14 protein-coding genes are annotated in these 15,570 nt (G+C 52.9%); 10 read left to right on the top strand and 4 right to left on the bottom strand.

The window, feature by feature from the left end; translation table 11 throughout:
* The first annotated feature begins 871 nt into the window (after nt 1–871).
* On the top strand, nt 872–1,648 hold the full coding sequence (locus IPI29_03965; GenBank protein ID MBK7411693.1) for an SUKH-4 family immunity protein: 777 nt from the start codon (nt 872–874) through the stop codon (nt 1,646–1,648).
* A 107-nt stretch (nt 1,649–1,755) separates the two neighbouring features.
* Here IPI29_03965 and IPI29_03960 read toward each other — a convergent pair whose 3' ends face one another.
* The 3 genes from IPI29_03960 to IPI29_03950 form a co-directional block, all read right to left on the bottom strand.
* Nucleotides 1,756–2,676, bottom strand: a complete 921-nt coding sequence (locus IPI29_03960) for a DMT family transporter (GenBank protein ID MBK7411692.1) — start codon at nt 2,674–2,676, stop codon at nt 1,756–1,758.
* 191 nt (nt 2,677–2,867) lie between these two features.
* Nucleotides 2,868–3,458 (bottom strand): tetratricopeptide repeat protein, encoded by a 591-nt coding sequence (locus IPI29_03955; protein MBK7411691.1) that lies wholly within the window; start codon nt 3,456–3,458, stop codon nt 2,868–2,870.
* Nucleotides 3,455–3,772: an integration host factor subunit beta gene (locus tag IPI29_03950; GenBank protein ID MBK7411690.1), complete on the bottom strand. Its 318-nt coding sequence runs from the start codon at nt 3,770–3,772 to the stop codon at nt 3,455–3,457. Before IPI29_03950 ends, IPI29_03955 begins: the two co-directional genes overlap by 4 nt.
* A 227-nt stretch (nt 3,773–3,999) precedes the next feature.
* Between IPI29_03950 and IPI29_03945 the strand changes: the two genes are divergently transcribed.
* Genes IPI29_03945 through IPI29_03905 form a run of 9 tightly spaced genes read left to right on the top strand, consistent with a single transcriptional unit; the run spans nt 4,000 to nt 13,256 of the window.
* Entirely contained in the window at nt 4,000–4,785 is a 786-nt protein-coding gene (locus tag IPI29_03945; protein MBK7411689.1) for an isoprenyl transferase, read from the top strand.
* Nucleotides 4,772–7,135: an outer membrane protein assembly factor BamA gene (gene bamA / locus IPI29_03940; protein ID MBK7411688.1), complete on the top strand. Its 2,364-nt coding sequence runs from the start codon at nt 4,772–4,774 to the stop codon at nt 7,133–7,135. Before IPI29_03945 ends, bamA begins: the two co-directional genes overlap by 14 nt.
* Before the next feature lie 37 nt (nt 7,136–7,172).
* Nucleotides 7,173–7,697 (top strand): OmpH family outer membrane protein, encoded by a 525-nt coding sequence (locus tag IPI29_03935; GenBank protein ID MBK7411687.1) that lies wholly within the window; start codon nt 7,173–7,175, stop codon nt 7,695–7,697.
* Entirely contained in the window at nt 7,697–8,368 is a 672-nt protein-coding gene (locus IPI29_03930; protein ID MBK7411686.1) for a class I SAM-dependent methyltransferase, read from the top strand. Before IPI29_03935 ends, IPI29_03930 begins: the two co-directional genes overlap by 1 nt.
* Before the next feature lie 35 nt (nt 8,369–8,403).
* Nucleotides 8,404–9,216 carry an OmpH family outer membrane protein gene (locus tag IPI29_03925; protein MBK7411685.1) on the top strand — a complete coding sequence of 271 codons (813 nt, stop codon included), beginning with the start codon at nt 8,404–8,406 and terminating at the stop codon, nt 9,214–9,216.
* On the top strand, nt 9,213–10,268 hold the full coding sequence (lpxD, locus tag IPI29_03920; GenBank protein ID MBK7411684.1) for a UDP-3-O-(3-hydroxymyristoyl)glucosamine N-acyltransferase: 1,056 nt from the start codon (nt 9,213–9,215) through the stop codon (nt 10,266–10,268). Before IPI29_03925 ends, lpxD begins: the two co-directional genes overlap by 4 nt.
* Nucleotides 10,265–11,674: a bifunctional UDP-3-O-[3-hydroxymyristoyl] N-acetylglucosamine deacetylase/3-hydroxyacyl-ACP dehydratase gene (locus IPI29_03915; protein MBK7411683.1), complete on the top strand. Its 1,410-nt coding sequence runs from the start codon at nt 10,265–10,267 to the stop codon at nt 11,672–11,674. The genes lpxD and IPI29_03915 overlap by 4 nt, the downstream gene beginning before the upstream one ends.
* Nucleotides 11,671–12,459, top strand: coding sequence for an acyl-ACP--UDP-N-acetylglucosamine O-acyltransferase (lpxA, locus tag IPI29_03910; GenBank protein ID MBK7411682.1), 789 nt, complete (start codon nt 11,671–11,673; stop codon nt 12,457–12,459). Before IPI29_03915 ends, lpxA begins: the two co-directional genes overlap by 4 nt.
* Nucleotides 12,456–13,256 (top strand): DUF1207 domain-containing protein, encoded by an 801-nt coding sequence (locus IPI29_03905; protein ID MBK7411681.1) that lies wholly within the window; start codon nt 12,456–12,458, stop codon nt 13,254–13,256. Before lpxA ends, IPI29_03905 begins: the two co-directional genes overlap by 4 nt.
* 5 nt (nt 13,257–13,261) lie before the next feature.
* Here IPI29_03905 and IPI29_03900 read toward each other — a convergent pair whose 3' ends face one another.
* Nucleotides 13,262–14,308 carry a T9SS type A sorting domain-containing protein gene (locus tag IPI29_03900; GenBank protein ID MBK7411680.1) on the bottom strand — a complete coding sequence of 349 codons (1,047 nt, stop codon included), beginning with the start codon at nt 14,306–14,308 and terminating at the stop codon, nt 13,262–13,264.
* Nucleotides 14,309–15,570 lie beyond the last annotated feature (1,262 nt).

The raw sequence follows: 15,570 nt of genomic DNA, 5'->3' as shown, positions 1-15,570 counted from the left end.
CGAAGTTCTTCTGGCAACGTCCCGTGCTTCAGCACTAGCTCGGACCATGGCAGCAGCGCTCCAACGAGTTTCAGCATTGTTGCACAATAAGGCGTCATAAAGTGACATCCCCTTGTCCAGTTCGAATGGCCCTTGGAGGGGTTTGTTGTGCCTCGTAGCCTGTCCATTCATTACAGATCCTACAGTAAAGCTCGGAAAAATTTCGATAACTCCTTTCGAACCGTCTTCTCTGCACTGCATCTGGGATAGAGTGTCCTCCTTGCAGAACTCGTGCTTCAACTCGGTCAAGAGATTCTCTGAGGTTACCCACCCATAAGAGAATGATCTTAACATGGTATCCCAGATTCCGCCACCGCACGATATGCTGTGCATACGATCTGCCCGACAATGTGGATTCGAGGGCAAAGCATGTTTTCGTTGCGACAAGCTCATTGACACGTTCAATAGTGAGTCTCCCCGCGATCAAAGCCCGATGTTCTTCATGGGTATCTAAAAGCGAGAGTGCGATCTCATCGGCATTTACATATTCTTCACAGTCTGGTATCCCCGGAAGGTAGTGGCGGGCAAAGGTTGTCTTTCCAACGCCGTTGGGTCCAGCTATGGTCAGAATGAATGGAGGTTTCATACCTCCTTCGTGCTCTCAGCACATCCAAACGTGACGCTGTGAGCAACGTCATAATGTCATACCGTCATAGTCTTGATAGGTCCCTCGACTCCGCTCGGGGTGACGAAGGTCCCTCGACTCGGCTCGGGATGACGAAGGTCCCTCGACTCCGCTCGGGGTGACGAAGGTCCCTCGACTCCGCTCGGGATGACGAGGTCATTTGGTCACTACGTCACTGCGTCGTTTCTTGTTTGCGTAACTTCGCACATGCACCCTACCCTCTCCTCCCTCGGCCTCCCGGACCTTCTTGAAGATCCGGATGCGCTTGGCAAACTCACTGATGAACAACTCGATCTCTTGGCAAATGTGCGCGATGAAGCTGCCGATGCCTTGGAGACGGATCCGGACAACGAAGCACATATCGACACGGTCTATCTCGCACACATGACGCTTACATCGGCGTTGTTCCTGCGTGCGCTGATGGTTGACGTGCAGCCGCAGGCCTTGCCGCCTGGATCGGTACTCGCCAGGTCATGGAATGGGGGACAGCTGCGTTTGGTATCGAAAAACGATACTGCCGATATGCTTGTGCCAACATCAACGCTTGATGTTCTCAACAATGCCGGACTTCCAGCTGTTGCAGAACCGGAACTCTCCTTCGATGAATCTCCCGTTCGCCTTCTTTCGCTCATGGACATCCCTGAGGACGACGAAGATGCAAGCGACGAGTTCTTCGGCTCCTTCTGGCGCATCGCACAGAACGCATTCGGTGATGCCATCTGCCTTGATGAACGCGCAGACGGTGTCGTTGTCATGCTCGATAAAGAATGGGGCTACTACGCCCAACAATTCGTCAACAGCTCCATCGGCCACTTCCTTCTCTGCCTCGAAGCATGGCGCGCCATGGAAGCCGACACCGGTGATGACGTAGATACCATCATCGAAACCTTCGAACGCGCAGTAGAACGCATCGATCCAGCCGCCCTTACAGAAGGGGCTTTCTGGTCCGATTGTTTGGATGCGATAGAAGAAGAAGAAGACTAGTTACTAGTTACGCAGTTACTCAGTTACTCGGTTACGGGGTTACGAGGTTACAGTGTTACTCATCATCAGTGTCATGAGTAACCCCGTAACCCCGTAACCTCGTAACCTCACATGGCTACAAGGATTACCACTCCAATCACCGCAATAGCTGCGCCCAACACTGAGCGCCAGTGCAGTGGTTCTTTGTGGATGACGGTTGTGATGGCCATCACGACAAATGGGACGAGGGAGAAGATCGTTTGCGCAACGGCTACATCGAGGTGAGCTGCGGCGATGAGGGAGCATGTGACGCCGATGATCGGACCAAAGAGGGTGCCGGCATACATCGCGCGAGCCCCCTTTTTATCGACGAATGCTTCTCGTAGGGGGCGATGTGGTGCGCGACGAATGATGTCGAGGACGTACGTGGCTGCAAAGCCGACGCTCATGCGCATGAAGGTTGCGTGGAACGGGGAGACGTTGCCGCCGTCTGATTGAAGTCCGATCTTGGCAAGGACGAGTCCGGCGCCTTGACACACAGCGCCGCCAATGGCAAGGAGAACGCCGGTGGTGAATGTCCCATACCCTTCACGCGAAACCTCAGAGCGTTCTTCGATAGCGCTCATGGCATACATCACACCAACGATGGACAACGTCATGCCGATGATGTCGGTGATGGTGAGCGATTCACCGAGAAGAAAATAGGCGGCAATAGCTGCGGCCGCCGGAGCGGAAGTGCCAACAACACTCTGACGTCGGGCACCAAGGATGCGCAAGGAGGTGAATCCAAAGAGGTCACCGATGGACAATCCAACAATGCCGCTGATCCCAAGCCAGAGCCACTGACCGGGTCCGGACTCCGTGATCAATGCCCACGGCCACACCTGCATGGTGAAGCACGCAAGGATGAGTGTTGCACCCACGGCGAGCAGCAGGCGCGTGCGGTTGAGCAGGCCCGGATCTATGCGACGGGATGCGTTCAAGAACGATAACGTCCCGAACGACCACGAGAACAAGGTGCCGCAAGCGGCGAGGATACCTATGAACATCGGTCTACCATATGCGAAACAAACGAAAAGAGGGCGCCAAAGGCGCCCTCTCTTATTTACCTGCTCTTCTTCTTATGGCGATTCTTGCGAAGCCGCTTCTTGCGCTTGTGAGTGGCCATTTTATGGCGCTTGCGCTTCTTTCCGCATGGCATGTGAACCTCGTCGGTAACAGTGAGAAATTCGTTTCGTTGTTAAGTGTTCGTTTCCAATTGAGTGATCGCCAAGACAGCTCGTTTTCCCAGCTCCGATGAGGGGTCTGCATCCCTGCACCGTTTGAACCATGTGAGCGCGTCGTCGAAGTTTCTCTCTTGTGCATACATCACTGCGAGATTCAACATCGCCACCTGGTTGCGTGGTTCTTTGCGTATTACGTCTGCTAAGACCGACTTCCCTTCATCACGTTGTCCCGTTTGATACAGCGAATACGCATAGTCGATGCGAATTGCCGCGTTTGACGGTTCTACGTTATCAAGGAAACGCTTGTAATACGTAACTGCCTTGTCGAATTGTCCAAGATCGTAGCTGATGTTGGCCGATGAGATCAACAACATGCTGTCTAATGGCCGACGCTGAAGAGAATCCTCAAGCGTGGTCAGCAGATCTGTCATGGTCTTCTGTCGCGTTACGGCACTCTGCTGACGATCCCGTTCCGCTGCTCGCTCCTGGGCAAGCCCCTTTCCTTTTTCAATGTCCTGCGAGATCCGATACCGCGTTACGGCATACGATCCGCCACCTGCAAGTGCAACGATGGCAACCGCAAGTGCAACAACCTTATACATCACGTGGTGGGTGTACTCGGACTGTCTGCACGCAGCTTGCCATGTACCTTTTCCTGGAATTCGGAGCTCACCTTGAATGCCGGGATGAACCGTTCTTCAAGGGGCACCGGATCTCCGGTACGAGGGTTGCGAGCCATGCGGGGTTTTCTGCTCTTCACGCTGAAGACACCGAACCCTCGTAACTCGATACGATTGCCTTCGGCGAGAGCATCAATGATGCTCAAAAGAAATCCATCCACAACCGCCTTGGTCTCGAGCTTTGTGAGCCCGGTCTCGCTGGCGATCTTATCGACGATGTCGGCTTTCGTTACGTTCAACGCGGCCTCGTGGTCAACGATACAATACTCCGCACTTATTTGCGTACCCAGTACGGTGCTTGCACCATGTGGATATGGACGGCAAACATACGAAAGCCCCTTATTCTTCACAAACTTAGCCACAAGCAAAGGCTCAAGTTCCTATCTTTGCGGCTTCGTTTAGCTTTGGAGGAAGAGTGACCTGGACCGAGGAATTGGCCACGTCGGAAAATAGACACGTACAGCAGATGCTTCGCGACACGGGCAGAATGCCGCGCCATGTTGCCATCATTATGGATGGGAACGGCCGGTGGGCTCAGGAGCGGGGGCGTCCGCGTATCGATGGGCACCGCGAGGGCATGGAAAGCGTGCGTTCGGCCGTTAAGACGTCCTCCCAGCTGGGTATCAAGTACCTGACGCTTTACGCCTTCTCGATCGAGAACTGGAAACGCCCCCTACCAGAGGTTCGTTTCCTTATGTCGCTGCTCGAATCCTACCTCCGCAAGGAAGTGGATGAACTTCATGCCAACGGGGTGCGGATCCGGACGATCGGAAATACGAATGCCCTGCCGAAATCGGTCCAGAAGATCCTTACGGAGTCTATCGACCGAACGGCGGATAATGACGGGCTGACGCTAACCTTGGCCCTGAGTTATGGAGCGCGTTGGGACATTCTCCGCGCCATGCAGGTTTTGGCCCTGGATGTGCGGCGCGGTAAGGTGTCGCCCGAAGACCTCACCGAAGAAACGATCTCGAACTACCTGCAAACGTCCTTCATGCCGGACCCGGACCTCATCATTCGCACGAGCGGGGAGATCCGTCTGAGCAACTTCCTGTTGTGGGAAGCTGCCTATGCCGAGCTTTACGTTACGGAAGGTCTGTGGCCCGATTTCCGCAGTCCGGACCTCTACCGTGCACTCACAGACTACGTCATGCGCGAACGTCGGTTCGGCAAGATCTCGGCCCAGCTGAGATCCGATGAGTCAGCCACTTCAATGTCAACCCTGGAACGGATCCTGAATGCGCTCAAGTAGGGGGCTGGCAGCACTTATTGCTCTGATCATGTCATCCGTGATGCTGGTTGCCCAACAACCACCGCAGCCACGGTATCCGATCATTGCTGGTATCACGGTGGACGGCCTTACGGAAGGTGCGGACATGCAGACGGTGATCGCCTATTCCGGACTCCGTGTGGGACAAGAAGCACGTCCGGATGAATTGGTGATGGCTGTGCGGAATCTTTGGAATCGCCGGACGTTCAAGGACGTGCGCATCGAGAAAGAACGCGAGACGGCACTTGGGGTCTTCCTGGTGATCAAGGTGACGCAGATGCCCCGACTCCGCTCGATCAAGGTGATCGGGAATGATGAACTCTCTACCGACGAAATCCTGAAGGCGGCCGATAGACGCAACGGAGACATCATCTCTGCCTACGACGAGTATTTGGTTCGCCAGGCCGTGAAGAAGCTCTACACCAAGGAAGGGCTTCTCTTTGCAAAGGTTCAAACCACGCTTACGTCAAGCGATTCGTTGAACTACTACGACATGGAGATCGCGATCACCGAAGGGGCTGAATTCAAGGTAGCTCAGATCGAATTCATCGGAAACACGATCTTCACAGACGAGCAGTTAGCATCAGCCTTCGATGAAACGCAGACCACAGACTGGTATGAGATCTGGGCCTCATCGAAGTTCGATATTGAGAAATACAACGAAGACAAAAAACGCCTACAAGAGTGGTTCCTGGAACAAGGGTTGTTGGACGCCGAGATCCTTGGCGATTCGATCATCTATGACGAAGAAAAGCTCACGGTTACCATCCAGGTCAGGATCAAGGAAGGCAAACCGGTCTACGTTCGCAAGGTCTCGTTCACGGGAAATACCATCTATAACGAACAAGCCTTGTTAGGCAGACTCCGTATGGATGTTGGTATGATCTACAATCAGAAGACCTTCAACGACAATCTGTTTGTGAATCAAGATCAATCAGACGTAACCTCACTCTACGCCGACAACGGCTATCTGGGCGCTCGTCTGGAACCCGATTTCCAGCGTGTTGGCGAAGACAGCGTTGATATCGTGATCCGCGTCGTAGAAGGTGAACAGTTCACCATCCGTCGTGTGGAGATCGTTGGTAATACAAAGACCCGCGACCGTGTCATCCGCCGCGAACTCTACTTCCGTCCGGGCGATTACTTCAACCGCTCTGCAATCATCCGCAGTATCCGCGGTCTGGGCGTGCTCAACTTCTTCAATCCGGAAACACTGAAACCGGATATCATTCCCGTGGACAAGACAAAGGTCGACGTCCAGATGAAGGTCGAAGAACGTTCCACCGACACCTTCAACGCCTCCGTCGGTTTTGCGGGCGCGTTCGGCTTGACGGGCTCGGTGGGTGTTACGCTCAACAACTTCGATATCAGCGAACCATTCCGCGGTGGTGCCGGACAGGTAATGTCCTTCCAATGGGAATTCGGTCAAGCATCCCGTCTGCAGACCTTCCAGATCTCCTTCACCGAACCATGGTTATTCGGCGAACCAACATCCATCGGTTTCAACCTCTACGACACCAAGCAGAACTTCAATATCTCTGTTCGTCGTACCGGTGGTGCCGTGAATGTGGGCCGCAGGTTCCGCTGGCCGGATGATTATTTCCGCGGCGACTGGAGTGCGTCGTTCGAACGTATTGAGTCCAACACGGCATCTGTGTTCTCACGTGCCGGGATCAACACTGCACTCACATTGTCTCAAGTGATCTCGCGCACGAGTTACGACAACATCGTCTTTCCAACATCGGGCTCACGATTCGCCCTCTCCCTCCGTGCAGCCACCGGTGCCTTTGGTCTTGGAAGCACAGACTTCGGCAAGGTTGGGTTCACCTTTGACATGGTCAATCCGCTTCTGTCGATCAATGGTTATCCGCGTCTCGTGATGTTCCTCGGAACAGAGCTTGGTTTTGTGGACGGATTCCAGAACGACACAACCATCCCACCGCAAGAACTCTTCTACATGGGTGGTAATGGTCTAGGGGGCTTTGCGATCACACCGCTGCGCGGTTACCGCGACAACTCCATTGGACCACTAGCTGCGAATGGTCAGAACCTTGGTGGTCGTGTTCAAGCCCGGTTCGTAGCCGAACTTCGGTTCGCACTTGCCCTCAATCCCTTCCCGATCTATTTGCTTAGTTTTGCAGAGGCAGGAAACGTATGGGCGAACCTCCGAACAGCAGACCCATTCGGGTTGAATCGTGCGGCTGGTTTTGGTATGCGACTCCTCCTCCAACCTATCGGTCTGTTAGGATTCGACGTAGGCTACGGCTTTGACGCCGATGCCTTTACGGGCCAACCGTCGGGCTGGCGATTCCACTTCCAGTTCGGCCGATAAACGACTTTTTGAACAGTTTTCATGATTGGATATCCGTATGCTGCAACGCCTTAGCGCACTGCTAGTTGTGACTCTCCTCGTCGGCACAGTTGTCTCGGCGCAAACCTTCAAGATCGGTGTGGTCAATGCCGAAGTGATCCTCAAGGAACTTCCGGAGGCACTCGCCGCAAGCAAGACGATCGAAGAGACGGGCCTCAAGGTTCGCGACACGCTGCAAATGATGCAGAAAGAATTCGAATCGCGCATTGAGAATTACCGCAAGCAAGAAGCAATGATGACGGCCGACGGCAAGCGCAAGGAAGAAGAATCACTCAACGCGCTGCGTACACGATTCCTGCAATACCAAGAAGAGAAGCTCGGCAACACCGGTGAGATCGCTCGTATGCGAGAGTCACTTCTCCAGCCGATCCGAGTAAAGGTCAACGATGCCATCGCAGCCGTTGCCAAGGAAGAAAAGATCAACCTCGTTCTCGATAAAGTGGCCGGTCTTGTTCTCTATCATGAGGATAAGGCAGACATCACGTACAAGGTTCTCGACAAGATGAAGCGCGGTAATAATTGATGAATGCCCGACTCGCGAATATCATCCGTTCGATCCAATTCAACTCGCCGTTGAGGCGCTACTTCTTTCCGAAGTATGCGTATTACTTCAACCCACCGCAGTTGGGTTTCCTCTGTGCATGCATTGAGGAAACACGGAACGTACCGGGATCGATCGCCGAAGTTGGGTGTTTCATGGGCGCCACAACGGTCTACCTCAACAAGTACATGGATGCACGTGGCATTGAGAAGCCATACCGATCTGTGGATACGTTCAATGGATTCGTTGCCGATGACATTCAGTTTGAGGTTGAAAACCGAGGGAAGACAAAGGACCTGTTCACGGGATTCCGCGGGATCAAGAAGAGCTGGTATGATAAGATCATGCAGGATAACGGGATCACTCGTGTAACGTCTACACAGGCAGACGTGAACAAGTTCGATCTCAGAACCCTAGGCCCCATCTCCTTTGTTCTTTTCGATGTGGATCTCTACCGTCCGATGAAGAAGGGTCTGCCGGAGTTATACGAAATGCTGAGTCCGGGAGGCATCATGGTCCTTGATGATTGCGATGCAACAAGCATGCAATGGGATGGGGCTGATCAGGCGTATAAAGAATTCATGCAGGAGCGTGGTCTCGAAGTGGAGATCGTGCACGGCAAACTTGGTGTGATCAGGAAACAAGGCCTATGAGCGTTGATCCGCTCTTGTACACTGGGAAAACAACAATGTCAAAGTGGATCATATCATCCATCACCATCGGGCTGTTCTTGCTCGCCTCCGGCGTGCAGGCACAGAAGATCGGATACGTATCCACCGATGCGATCCGTGCTCAGTACGAGCCCAACAAACAAGCCGAAGAACGACTCAACTCCTACGTTGAAGAATGGAAAACAGAGCTCGCGCAACGTCAGCGCGATATCGATGAGCTCGATCTTGAGATCCGAAAGAATCGTCTGATCTGGAGCGATCAAGAACGCCAGACCAAGGAAAAAGAAGTCGAAGAAAAACGGCGCGACCGCGATCAATTCGCGCGTATGAAGTTTGAACCGGGCGGAGAACATGACCAACAAGCCGAGGTACTGTTCAAGGCTGTCTGGAACAAGATCTATCTTGCTGTTCAAAAGGTCTCTGCAACGGAAGGGTATGACATCGTCTGGGACAAGAGTGTTCAGCCCCTTGTCTACGTCAATGCCAAATATGATATCACTGTGAAGGTGATGAAGGAATTGGGCATCGATGCCGATGAACTCGAACGCAAACAAAAAGCCGTTGTTGACGCCGATCCGCGGAACAAGCGTGTAGAAGAGCCACGGAAACGGAAGTCCAGAACAAAAACAACGGACTCAACGGTGGTTACACCAACTGCTGTTGTTGTAGACTCAACCAATCCGCGATCTCCGGTAGTGATGCCGGATGGATTGATGCCGAACGGACTTCCGCCGAACGGGGAAGTACCGGGGGGCGGTCCGGCTCGAAGCATGCCGATCCCGCCGCCATTGCCGGCCGACACTACAAAGAAAGAAGACGTGCCGCGGTGAGTCAGCTTCGATCATACACCGTTGATGAACTCGCACAACGTGTTGGTGGCGTTATTGTTGATAATGGTGCATGTTCGATACACGGAGTTGGTAGAATCGAAGACGCGCAACACGGTGAGATCACCTTCCTCGCCAGTGATACCTACGCAAAGTTCCTTCCTACCACCAAGGCATCGTGTGTCTTGGTCCGCAACGACCATCGTGACGCGGAGACCTCGGCTACGCGCATCGTTGTAGATGATCCGTACAGGGCCTTTGTTGGCGTGATGCAGGTATTCTACCCTGCACAGCAGATGCCGCCCGGTGTGCGTGCACAAACAGCTACGATCGATCCAACAGCAGAGATCGATCCAACAGCATCGATCGGTCCAGGCTGTGTTATTGGGTCCGCTTGCAGGATCGGTCCGCGCGTGCAGCTCACAGCAAACGTGGTCATCTATCCCAATTCAACCGTCGGTGCCGACACCGTGCTCCATGCGAACGTAGCGTGTTATTCTGGCACGATCATCGGCGAACGATGCATCATTCATGCCGGAGCAGTTATCGGGTCCGACGGTTTCGGATTTCTTGAGGATCCGGACAAGTCGTTTGCAAAGATCCCGCAGGTAGGAACCGTTCGAATCTGCGATGATGTGGAGATCGGTGCAAATACAACGATTGACCGTGCTGCCGTTGGTGAAACAGTGATCGAAAATGGAGTGAAGCTCGACAACCTCGTGCATATCGCTCATGGTGTGCGCATTGGCGCTCACACGGCGATCGCTGCGCAAACAGGCGTTTCGGGAAGTACCGTGCTAGGGAAGCGCAACAGGCTTGCTGGGCAAGTAGGAGTGGTTGGTCATATCACCACTGCCGACGATGTGATCATCTATGCTCAAAGTGGTGTTGGCAAGAACGTACCACAACCAGGTATCTACTTCGGATCGCCGATAAAGGAACACCTCACAGCCTTACGCATAGAGGCAGCTCTTCGCAGATTGCCTGCCGCAATGCAGGAACTGCAGGAACTCAAACGTGAGATCGAAGAACTGCATACAACAAACAAACCATGACAAGTAAACAGAAAACACTCAAGGATGCTGTGACCATGGATGGTGTTGGATTGCACACCGGCAATCTCACATCCATGACCTTTCGTCCGGCAGCCGAAAACACCGGATATCGTTTTATTCGGACCGACCTGCCCGGTTCACCTGAGGTTCCGGCCTTGGTGGACAACGTAGTAGACATAGCACGCGGTACGACCATCGCCGTTGGTGAAGCACGTATTCACACCGTTGAACATGTACTTGCGGCAATGGTTGGGATGGGCGTTGACAATTGCCTCATCGAACTCTCCAACAATGAACCACCGGTAGGCGACGGCTCATCTTTGCCATACGTTGAGATGATCCAACAGGTTGGATTGATCGATCAAGCACATGATCGTCAAGAACTTGTGGTTGAAGCACCTATTCGGTATCTCGATGAAGCGCGAGGAACGGAGATCGTAGCGCTTCCGAACGACAAGTATCGTGTGACCGTGATGGTCGATTACAAGAACCCTGCGTTGGGAAGTCAGCACACGGGTCTCTTCGACCTCGACACAGAATTCGTTACGGAGTTCGCACCGGCCCGCACGTTCTGCTTCCTTCATGAAGTTGAAGCCTTGTATTCACAGGGTCTTATTCAAGGGGGCAATCTCAACAACGCTATTGTTATCGTTGATAAAGAGATGTCCGATGAGGAGCTCCGCGCTACGCTCAAACGTATGGGTGTAGAAGGCAATGCCGTGATGGGCACGAACGGGATCTTGAATAACAATGCTTTACGATTCAAGAATGAACCGGCTCGACATAAACTCCTGGATATGATCGGTGATTTTGCATTGATCGGTGCGCGACTCCGCGCCCAGGTCCTCGCGGCACGTCCCGGTCATGCTTCGAACATCGAATTCGCACGTAAGGTCAGACGTCAATACGAAAAACAACAGAGCGTTCGCCGCTACCAGAAGTCGCCCACCGAAGGTGTGGTCTTCGATATCAATGCCATCCTTAAGATGCTTCCGCACCGGTATCCGTTCCTTATGGTGGACCGGATCACAGATTATGATCCAGACAACAACAGGATCGTTGGTGTGAAGAACATCACGTTCAATGAGCCTCAGTTCACGGGACACTTTCCTGATCGACCGATCTTTCCGGGCGTGCTCATCCTCGAAGCAATGGCGCAAACGGGATGCCTGCTGCTGATGTCCAAGGGTGTGGATCCGGAGAAGAAGCTCGTGCTCTTTACCGGCATGAACAATGTGAAGTTCCGCAAAGAGGTCACCCCTGGTGACCAATTGGTGATGGAGTTGGAGATGACACGGTTCAGATTCAATATCTGCCATCTCGTTGGCAAGGCCTTTGTGGATGGAAAGCTCGCAGCAGAAGCAGAACTTTCGGCAGCTGTTGTTGACAGAGGAGTTGCCTCATGATCCATGCTACTGCGGTTGTTTCTCCAAAAGCACAGATAGCACAGAACGTAGAGATCGGTCCATTCTGCATCGTTGAAGATGATGTGGAGATCGGTGAAGGCACTGTCCTCATGGGACATGTGACCATCGCCAATGGAGCTCGTATCGGGAAAGACGTGCGCATCCATCCGGGTGCCGTTATTTCCACAGCACCGCAGGATCTGAAGTACAGAAATGAACCAACTCTTGCGATCATCGGAGATCGCACGGTCATCCGTGAGTGTGCTACCGTTAACCGCGGAACAGCCTCCAGCGGAAAGGCTGTTGTTGGCTCCGATTGCCTTCTTATGGCATACACACATGTTGCCCATGACTGTGTGGTTGGCAACAATGTGATCATGGCCAACACAGTACAACTCGGCGGTCATGTAGAAGTAGGGGATTGGGCCATCATCGGCGGCGTTACCGGAGTTCATCAGTTCTGCCGTATCGGTGCTCATACGATGGTTGGTGCGTGTTCACGTGTTGTAAAGGATGTGCCGCCGTTCACGCTCACCGGACGTGAACCGCTTGTTGTCCAGGGCGTTAATGCTGTTGGACTCCGCCGCAGAGGATTCTCGAATGAGGTGATCGAGAAGATCGATACCTTCTACAACGTGATCCTTCGTTCGGGGCTCAATACATCGGACGGAATACAGCACTACGAAGACACCACGCCTGAGATCGATCCAGCCGTTGCGGACTGCATCACCTTCATTCGCTCCTCAAAGCGCGGAGTGTATCGAGGATCGACCACACGGTCGTGAAACATTTCATTCTCACCGCAGGGGTGATGCTGGCAACCGCACATTCGCTGCAGGCTGCTGATGACACTCCCTTTCCGGCGCCGATAGCTAACCCGCTTGAAGCACGTATCGGACTGATCATTCAGCCCGCAGTGAAACGTTTGCGATTGGATATAGGAGCGTCGGTAGATATTGCTGAGATCTTCCGCGACAGTACAAGCGGATGGATGCGCATGGGTGCGGACTTCATGACCTATACTCGTCTGCGCAGCGACGGAAACTTCAAGTTCCCCGTGGAGACAAGTGACTATTACTTCGGCATCAATGGCTCGTGGCAGGCACCACAAAGCCCCCTTCACCTGCGATTGCGAATAGCGCATATATCGAGTCACCTCGTTGACGGTATGGCCGATACGAGCGGAACATTCGTTGGTCGCAAACCCTTTGTCTATTCACGGGAGTTCGCAGAACTGCTCGTGGGGTGGACCATCGGATACGTCCGTCCCTATGCCGGCGCAACCTTCGTCTGGGCACGTCAGCCCCGTTCATCTGACCCGATCATTCCGCAAGCGGGTTTTGACATTCGTGTTCCGATCACCGAAACACTACAGCTGCGTGGTGGCTATGATTGGAAGTTGATCGGTATCAACGGCACGTATGTCACAGCGCAAGCCGCACAGCTCGGTGTATTCGCTGATATTTGGAATGGCAGGGGGCTCCTGCTTTCCGCCTATGGATACAACGGCAGAAGCATGCACGGCATGTTCTTCGATACGGCAGACTCCTACATCGGTGTTGGCTTCCAAGTGGTCTGGTAAGCCCCTTACCTCAGAACTGTTATCGGCATTACACGAACCGAACCATCACCTCGTTCGAGAGTGACCACGTAGGATCCGGTGCCGAGGTTCGGCAGTGAGATTCTCAGGCCTGAGCCATAACGCGACCAAGATGCTCCATCGATGCGGGATCCTGTGATATCAAAGACACCGATCGAAGCAACTTCTCCATCGAACCCATTGATGTTCACAACAGAACCGTTCGATGGATTGGGTGAGACAACGAGGTTCTTCGATCCGTCTTCATCAACGCCGGTTGTGGATTCCCATCCGTAGTAGATCACTGACCTCTGTGTTACTGGCTGTCCAACTTGCTGGCCATTACGCGAGGTGGAAGTGGTGGATTCTTCGATCTCAAGTAGCGACGTGTCGCTGTTGAAGACCTGATACGTGGTGCGTCGTGTTGCCCTCCGAACTACCGTCGTGACCGCTCCAACCACCAGCGTGTCCATTGTAGTGCCCGTTGTTGTGATCCGAGCCACATTCGAATACGTAGCCTTTGGCAGGATCAACGTTCCGAATCCATCGTATTCAACAGCGGTCTGACCAAATCTGTTGATCGTTGGTCCAGAACCGCCCCCTACGCGGATCACTGCCTTGTGGGCATCGATGAGTCTGCCAGAGTAGACGATCTCTGTAGGGCGGGTATCATATGGGTCTGTGGTGACCGTGAGTTGTGTGTTTGGGGTCACTACGCCGATCAGGCGGAAATACTTGCCTACCGTTGCATAAAGCGACAGTGTTGTATCGATGCGGATGCCTACCTGGGCCGACGGGAATGAGTCGCGCACGGCCGGCGGCAGCTCTTGCAAGGACAGATACGACTGGATCTGCTGCGCGCCCAGACGAAGATTCCGGAAGTCCCACGTAAGCCCAACTCCGCCAGGTCCGGGAACGATCCCAGTAGGATCGGAAATTGTGCGAGAGAACTGTTTACTCGGCGAAGGCAGTGACCGTGCGTCGAGCGGCTGCTGGGCAGTAGCTGAGACCGACAGCAGGATAGTGATCAGACCAAGGAGTAGGGGGCGATACATATGGATTCCCGATGTTCAGTGAGCGGCTTGCAATGTGTGTTCCGCTACGAAGGTCTGCAAGGTGCAGATATGTTTGACCTTGACAAAACCTTAATTGAATAGCGAATAGCGAATAGCGAACAGAGAACAGAGAACAGCGAACGTCATGCCGAGCGGAGCATGCCCTGCCGAAGGGAGGGTCGAGGCAGAGCATAGCGAATAGAGAACTCAATCGAGGGATTGGAAGAATGTCGTAAGGGACATGGAGGAGGGGATATCCAGTTTCTTACGGAGGCGGTGACGGTAGACTTCCATGGTAGGTAGGGTCTATATGGAAGACTACTTCAAAGGGGTAAAAACAGTTGCTGCGGCTAAGAAGCGATATAAAGCACATGCCAAGAATGTGGCACCCAGACCTGAATTCATCTGTTGAATCACCGATGGTAATGCGCGAAATCAATACCCAATTCAGAGCCTGCCTAGTTCAGATCAGTGACGATACCAGCGAGAGATCGCCTGCACCTATATCGGAATCTACTACTATCCAGATATCACGCTCTGAAGCTGCCTCTGATCACACTAGGGGTTTCCAAACAAAGCATCCAAACGGGTCACAATTGAATTTAGACCTGTTGGACGTCCTAGAGGATGGTGCCAAACTGACTGAAAAGATTCTTGGCTTGGGGTTGCGCTACGCGGTCAACTCAATCAAACGAAAGCTAGCTAGATAGGCTATGGGGTAAAATCTCTAGAAGTTCGGCTCTTTTGCACGGGCGTATAAACTCTTAATTTTTGGAATTATCTACGAAGAAATACGTAACCAATTGATCCATTCATTGTCCGTTGAGAATATCGATCGAATTGACTGCCTCTACTTCATATATAAATACTGCGATTAGGAGGGCGCAGGGACCAGTCCGAGATCATTTCCGAGAGTCACGGCAATGTGCTTCGTTGGCTCTTAACACACTTTTTGAAGGGGATTTATTTATGAAAAGGCTAGCTGCCATATTCGCCTTTGTCGCGATGTTCATCTTGATGGCCACTCCTGAAGTAGTCACACAAGGTGCACCTTGTAAACCTGATTGTACATCTGATAACTGGTCAAATCCAGTGTCAAATACAACATTGACGGTCAACGGGTGTTCAGTTATTGTCTACTATCGTACGAGATTTGCCTGTAGCACCTACTATGATGTCTACATCGAAAAAATCGTTGCCACGGGTGTCAACTGTGCCGGAGTCATTCCAGACTGGACTGTGTTTATTCATCAGACAGCTTT

Source organism: Ignavibacteria bacterium (genome assembly GCA_016707005.1).
Taxonomy (GTDB): domain Bacteria; phylum Bacteroidota; class Ignavibacteria; order Kapaibacteriales; family Kapaibacteriaceae; genus UBA10438.
The sequence above is the reverse complement of the archived record's forward strand: the minus strand, read 5'-3'. Positions and strand labels throughout refer to the sequence as shown.

Coding starts and splice junctions, on each gene's coding strand:
- IPI29_03965 (MBK7411693.1), top strand. CDS start 872: ATGCACCCTACCCTCTCCTCCCTCGGCCTCCCGGACCTTCTTGAAGAT.
- IPI29_03960 (MBK7411692.1), bottom strand. CDS start 2,676: ATGTTCATAGGTATCCTCGCCGCTTGCGGCACCTTGTTCTCGTGGTCG.
- IPI29_03945 (MBK7411689.1), top strand. CDS start 4,000: ATGCTTCGCGACACGGGCAGAATGCCGCGCCATGTTGCCATCATTATG.
- bamA (MBK7411688.1), top strand. CDS start 4,772: ATGCGCTCAAGTAGGGGGCTGGCAGCACTTATTGCTCTGATCATGTCA.
- IPI29_03935 (MBK7411687.1), top strand. CDS start 7,173: ATGCTGCAACGCCTTAGCGCACTGCTAGTTGTGACTCTCCTCGTCGGC.
- IPI29_03930 (MBK7411686.1), top strand. CDS start 7,697: ATGAATGCCCGACTCGCGAATATCATCCGTTCGATCCAATTCAACTCG.
- IPI29_03925 (MBK7411685.1), top strand. CDS start 8,404: ATGTCAAAGTGGATCATATCATCCATCACCATCGGGCTGTTCTTGCTC.
- IPI29_03915 (MBK7411683.1), top strand. CDS start 10,265: ATGACAAGTAAACAGAAAACACTCAAGGATGCTGTGACCATGGATGGT.
- lpxA (MBK7411682.1), top strand. CDS start 11,671: ATGATCCATGCTACTGCGGTTGTTTCTCCAAAAGCACAGATAGCACAG.
- IPI29_03900 (MBK7411680.1), bottom strand. CDS start 14,308: ATGTATCGCCCCCTACTCCTTGGTCTGATCACTATCCTGCTGTCGGTC.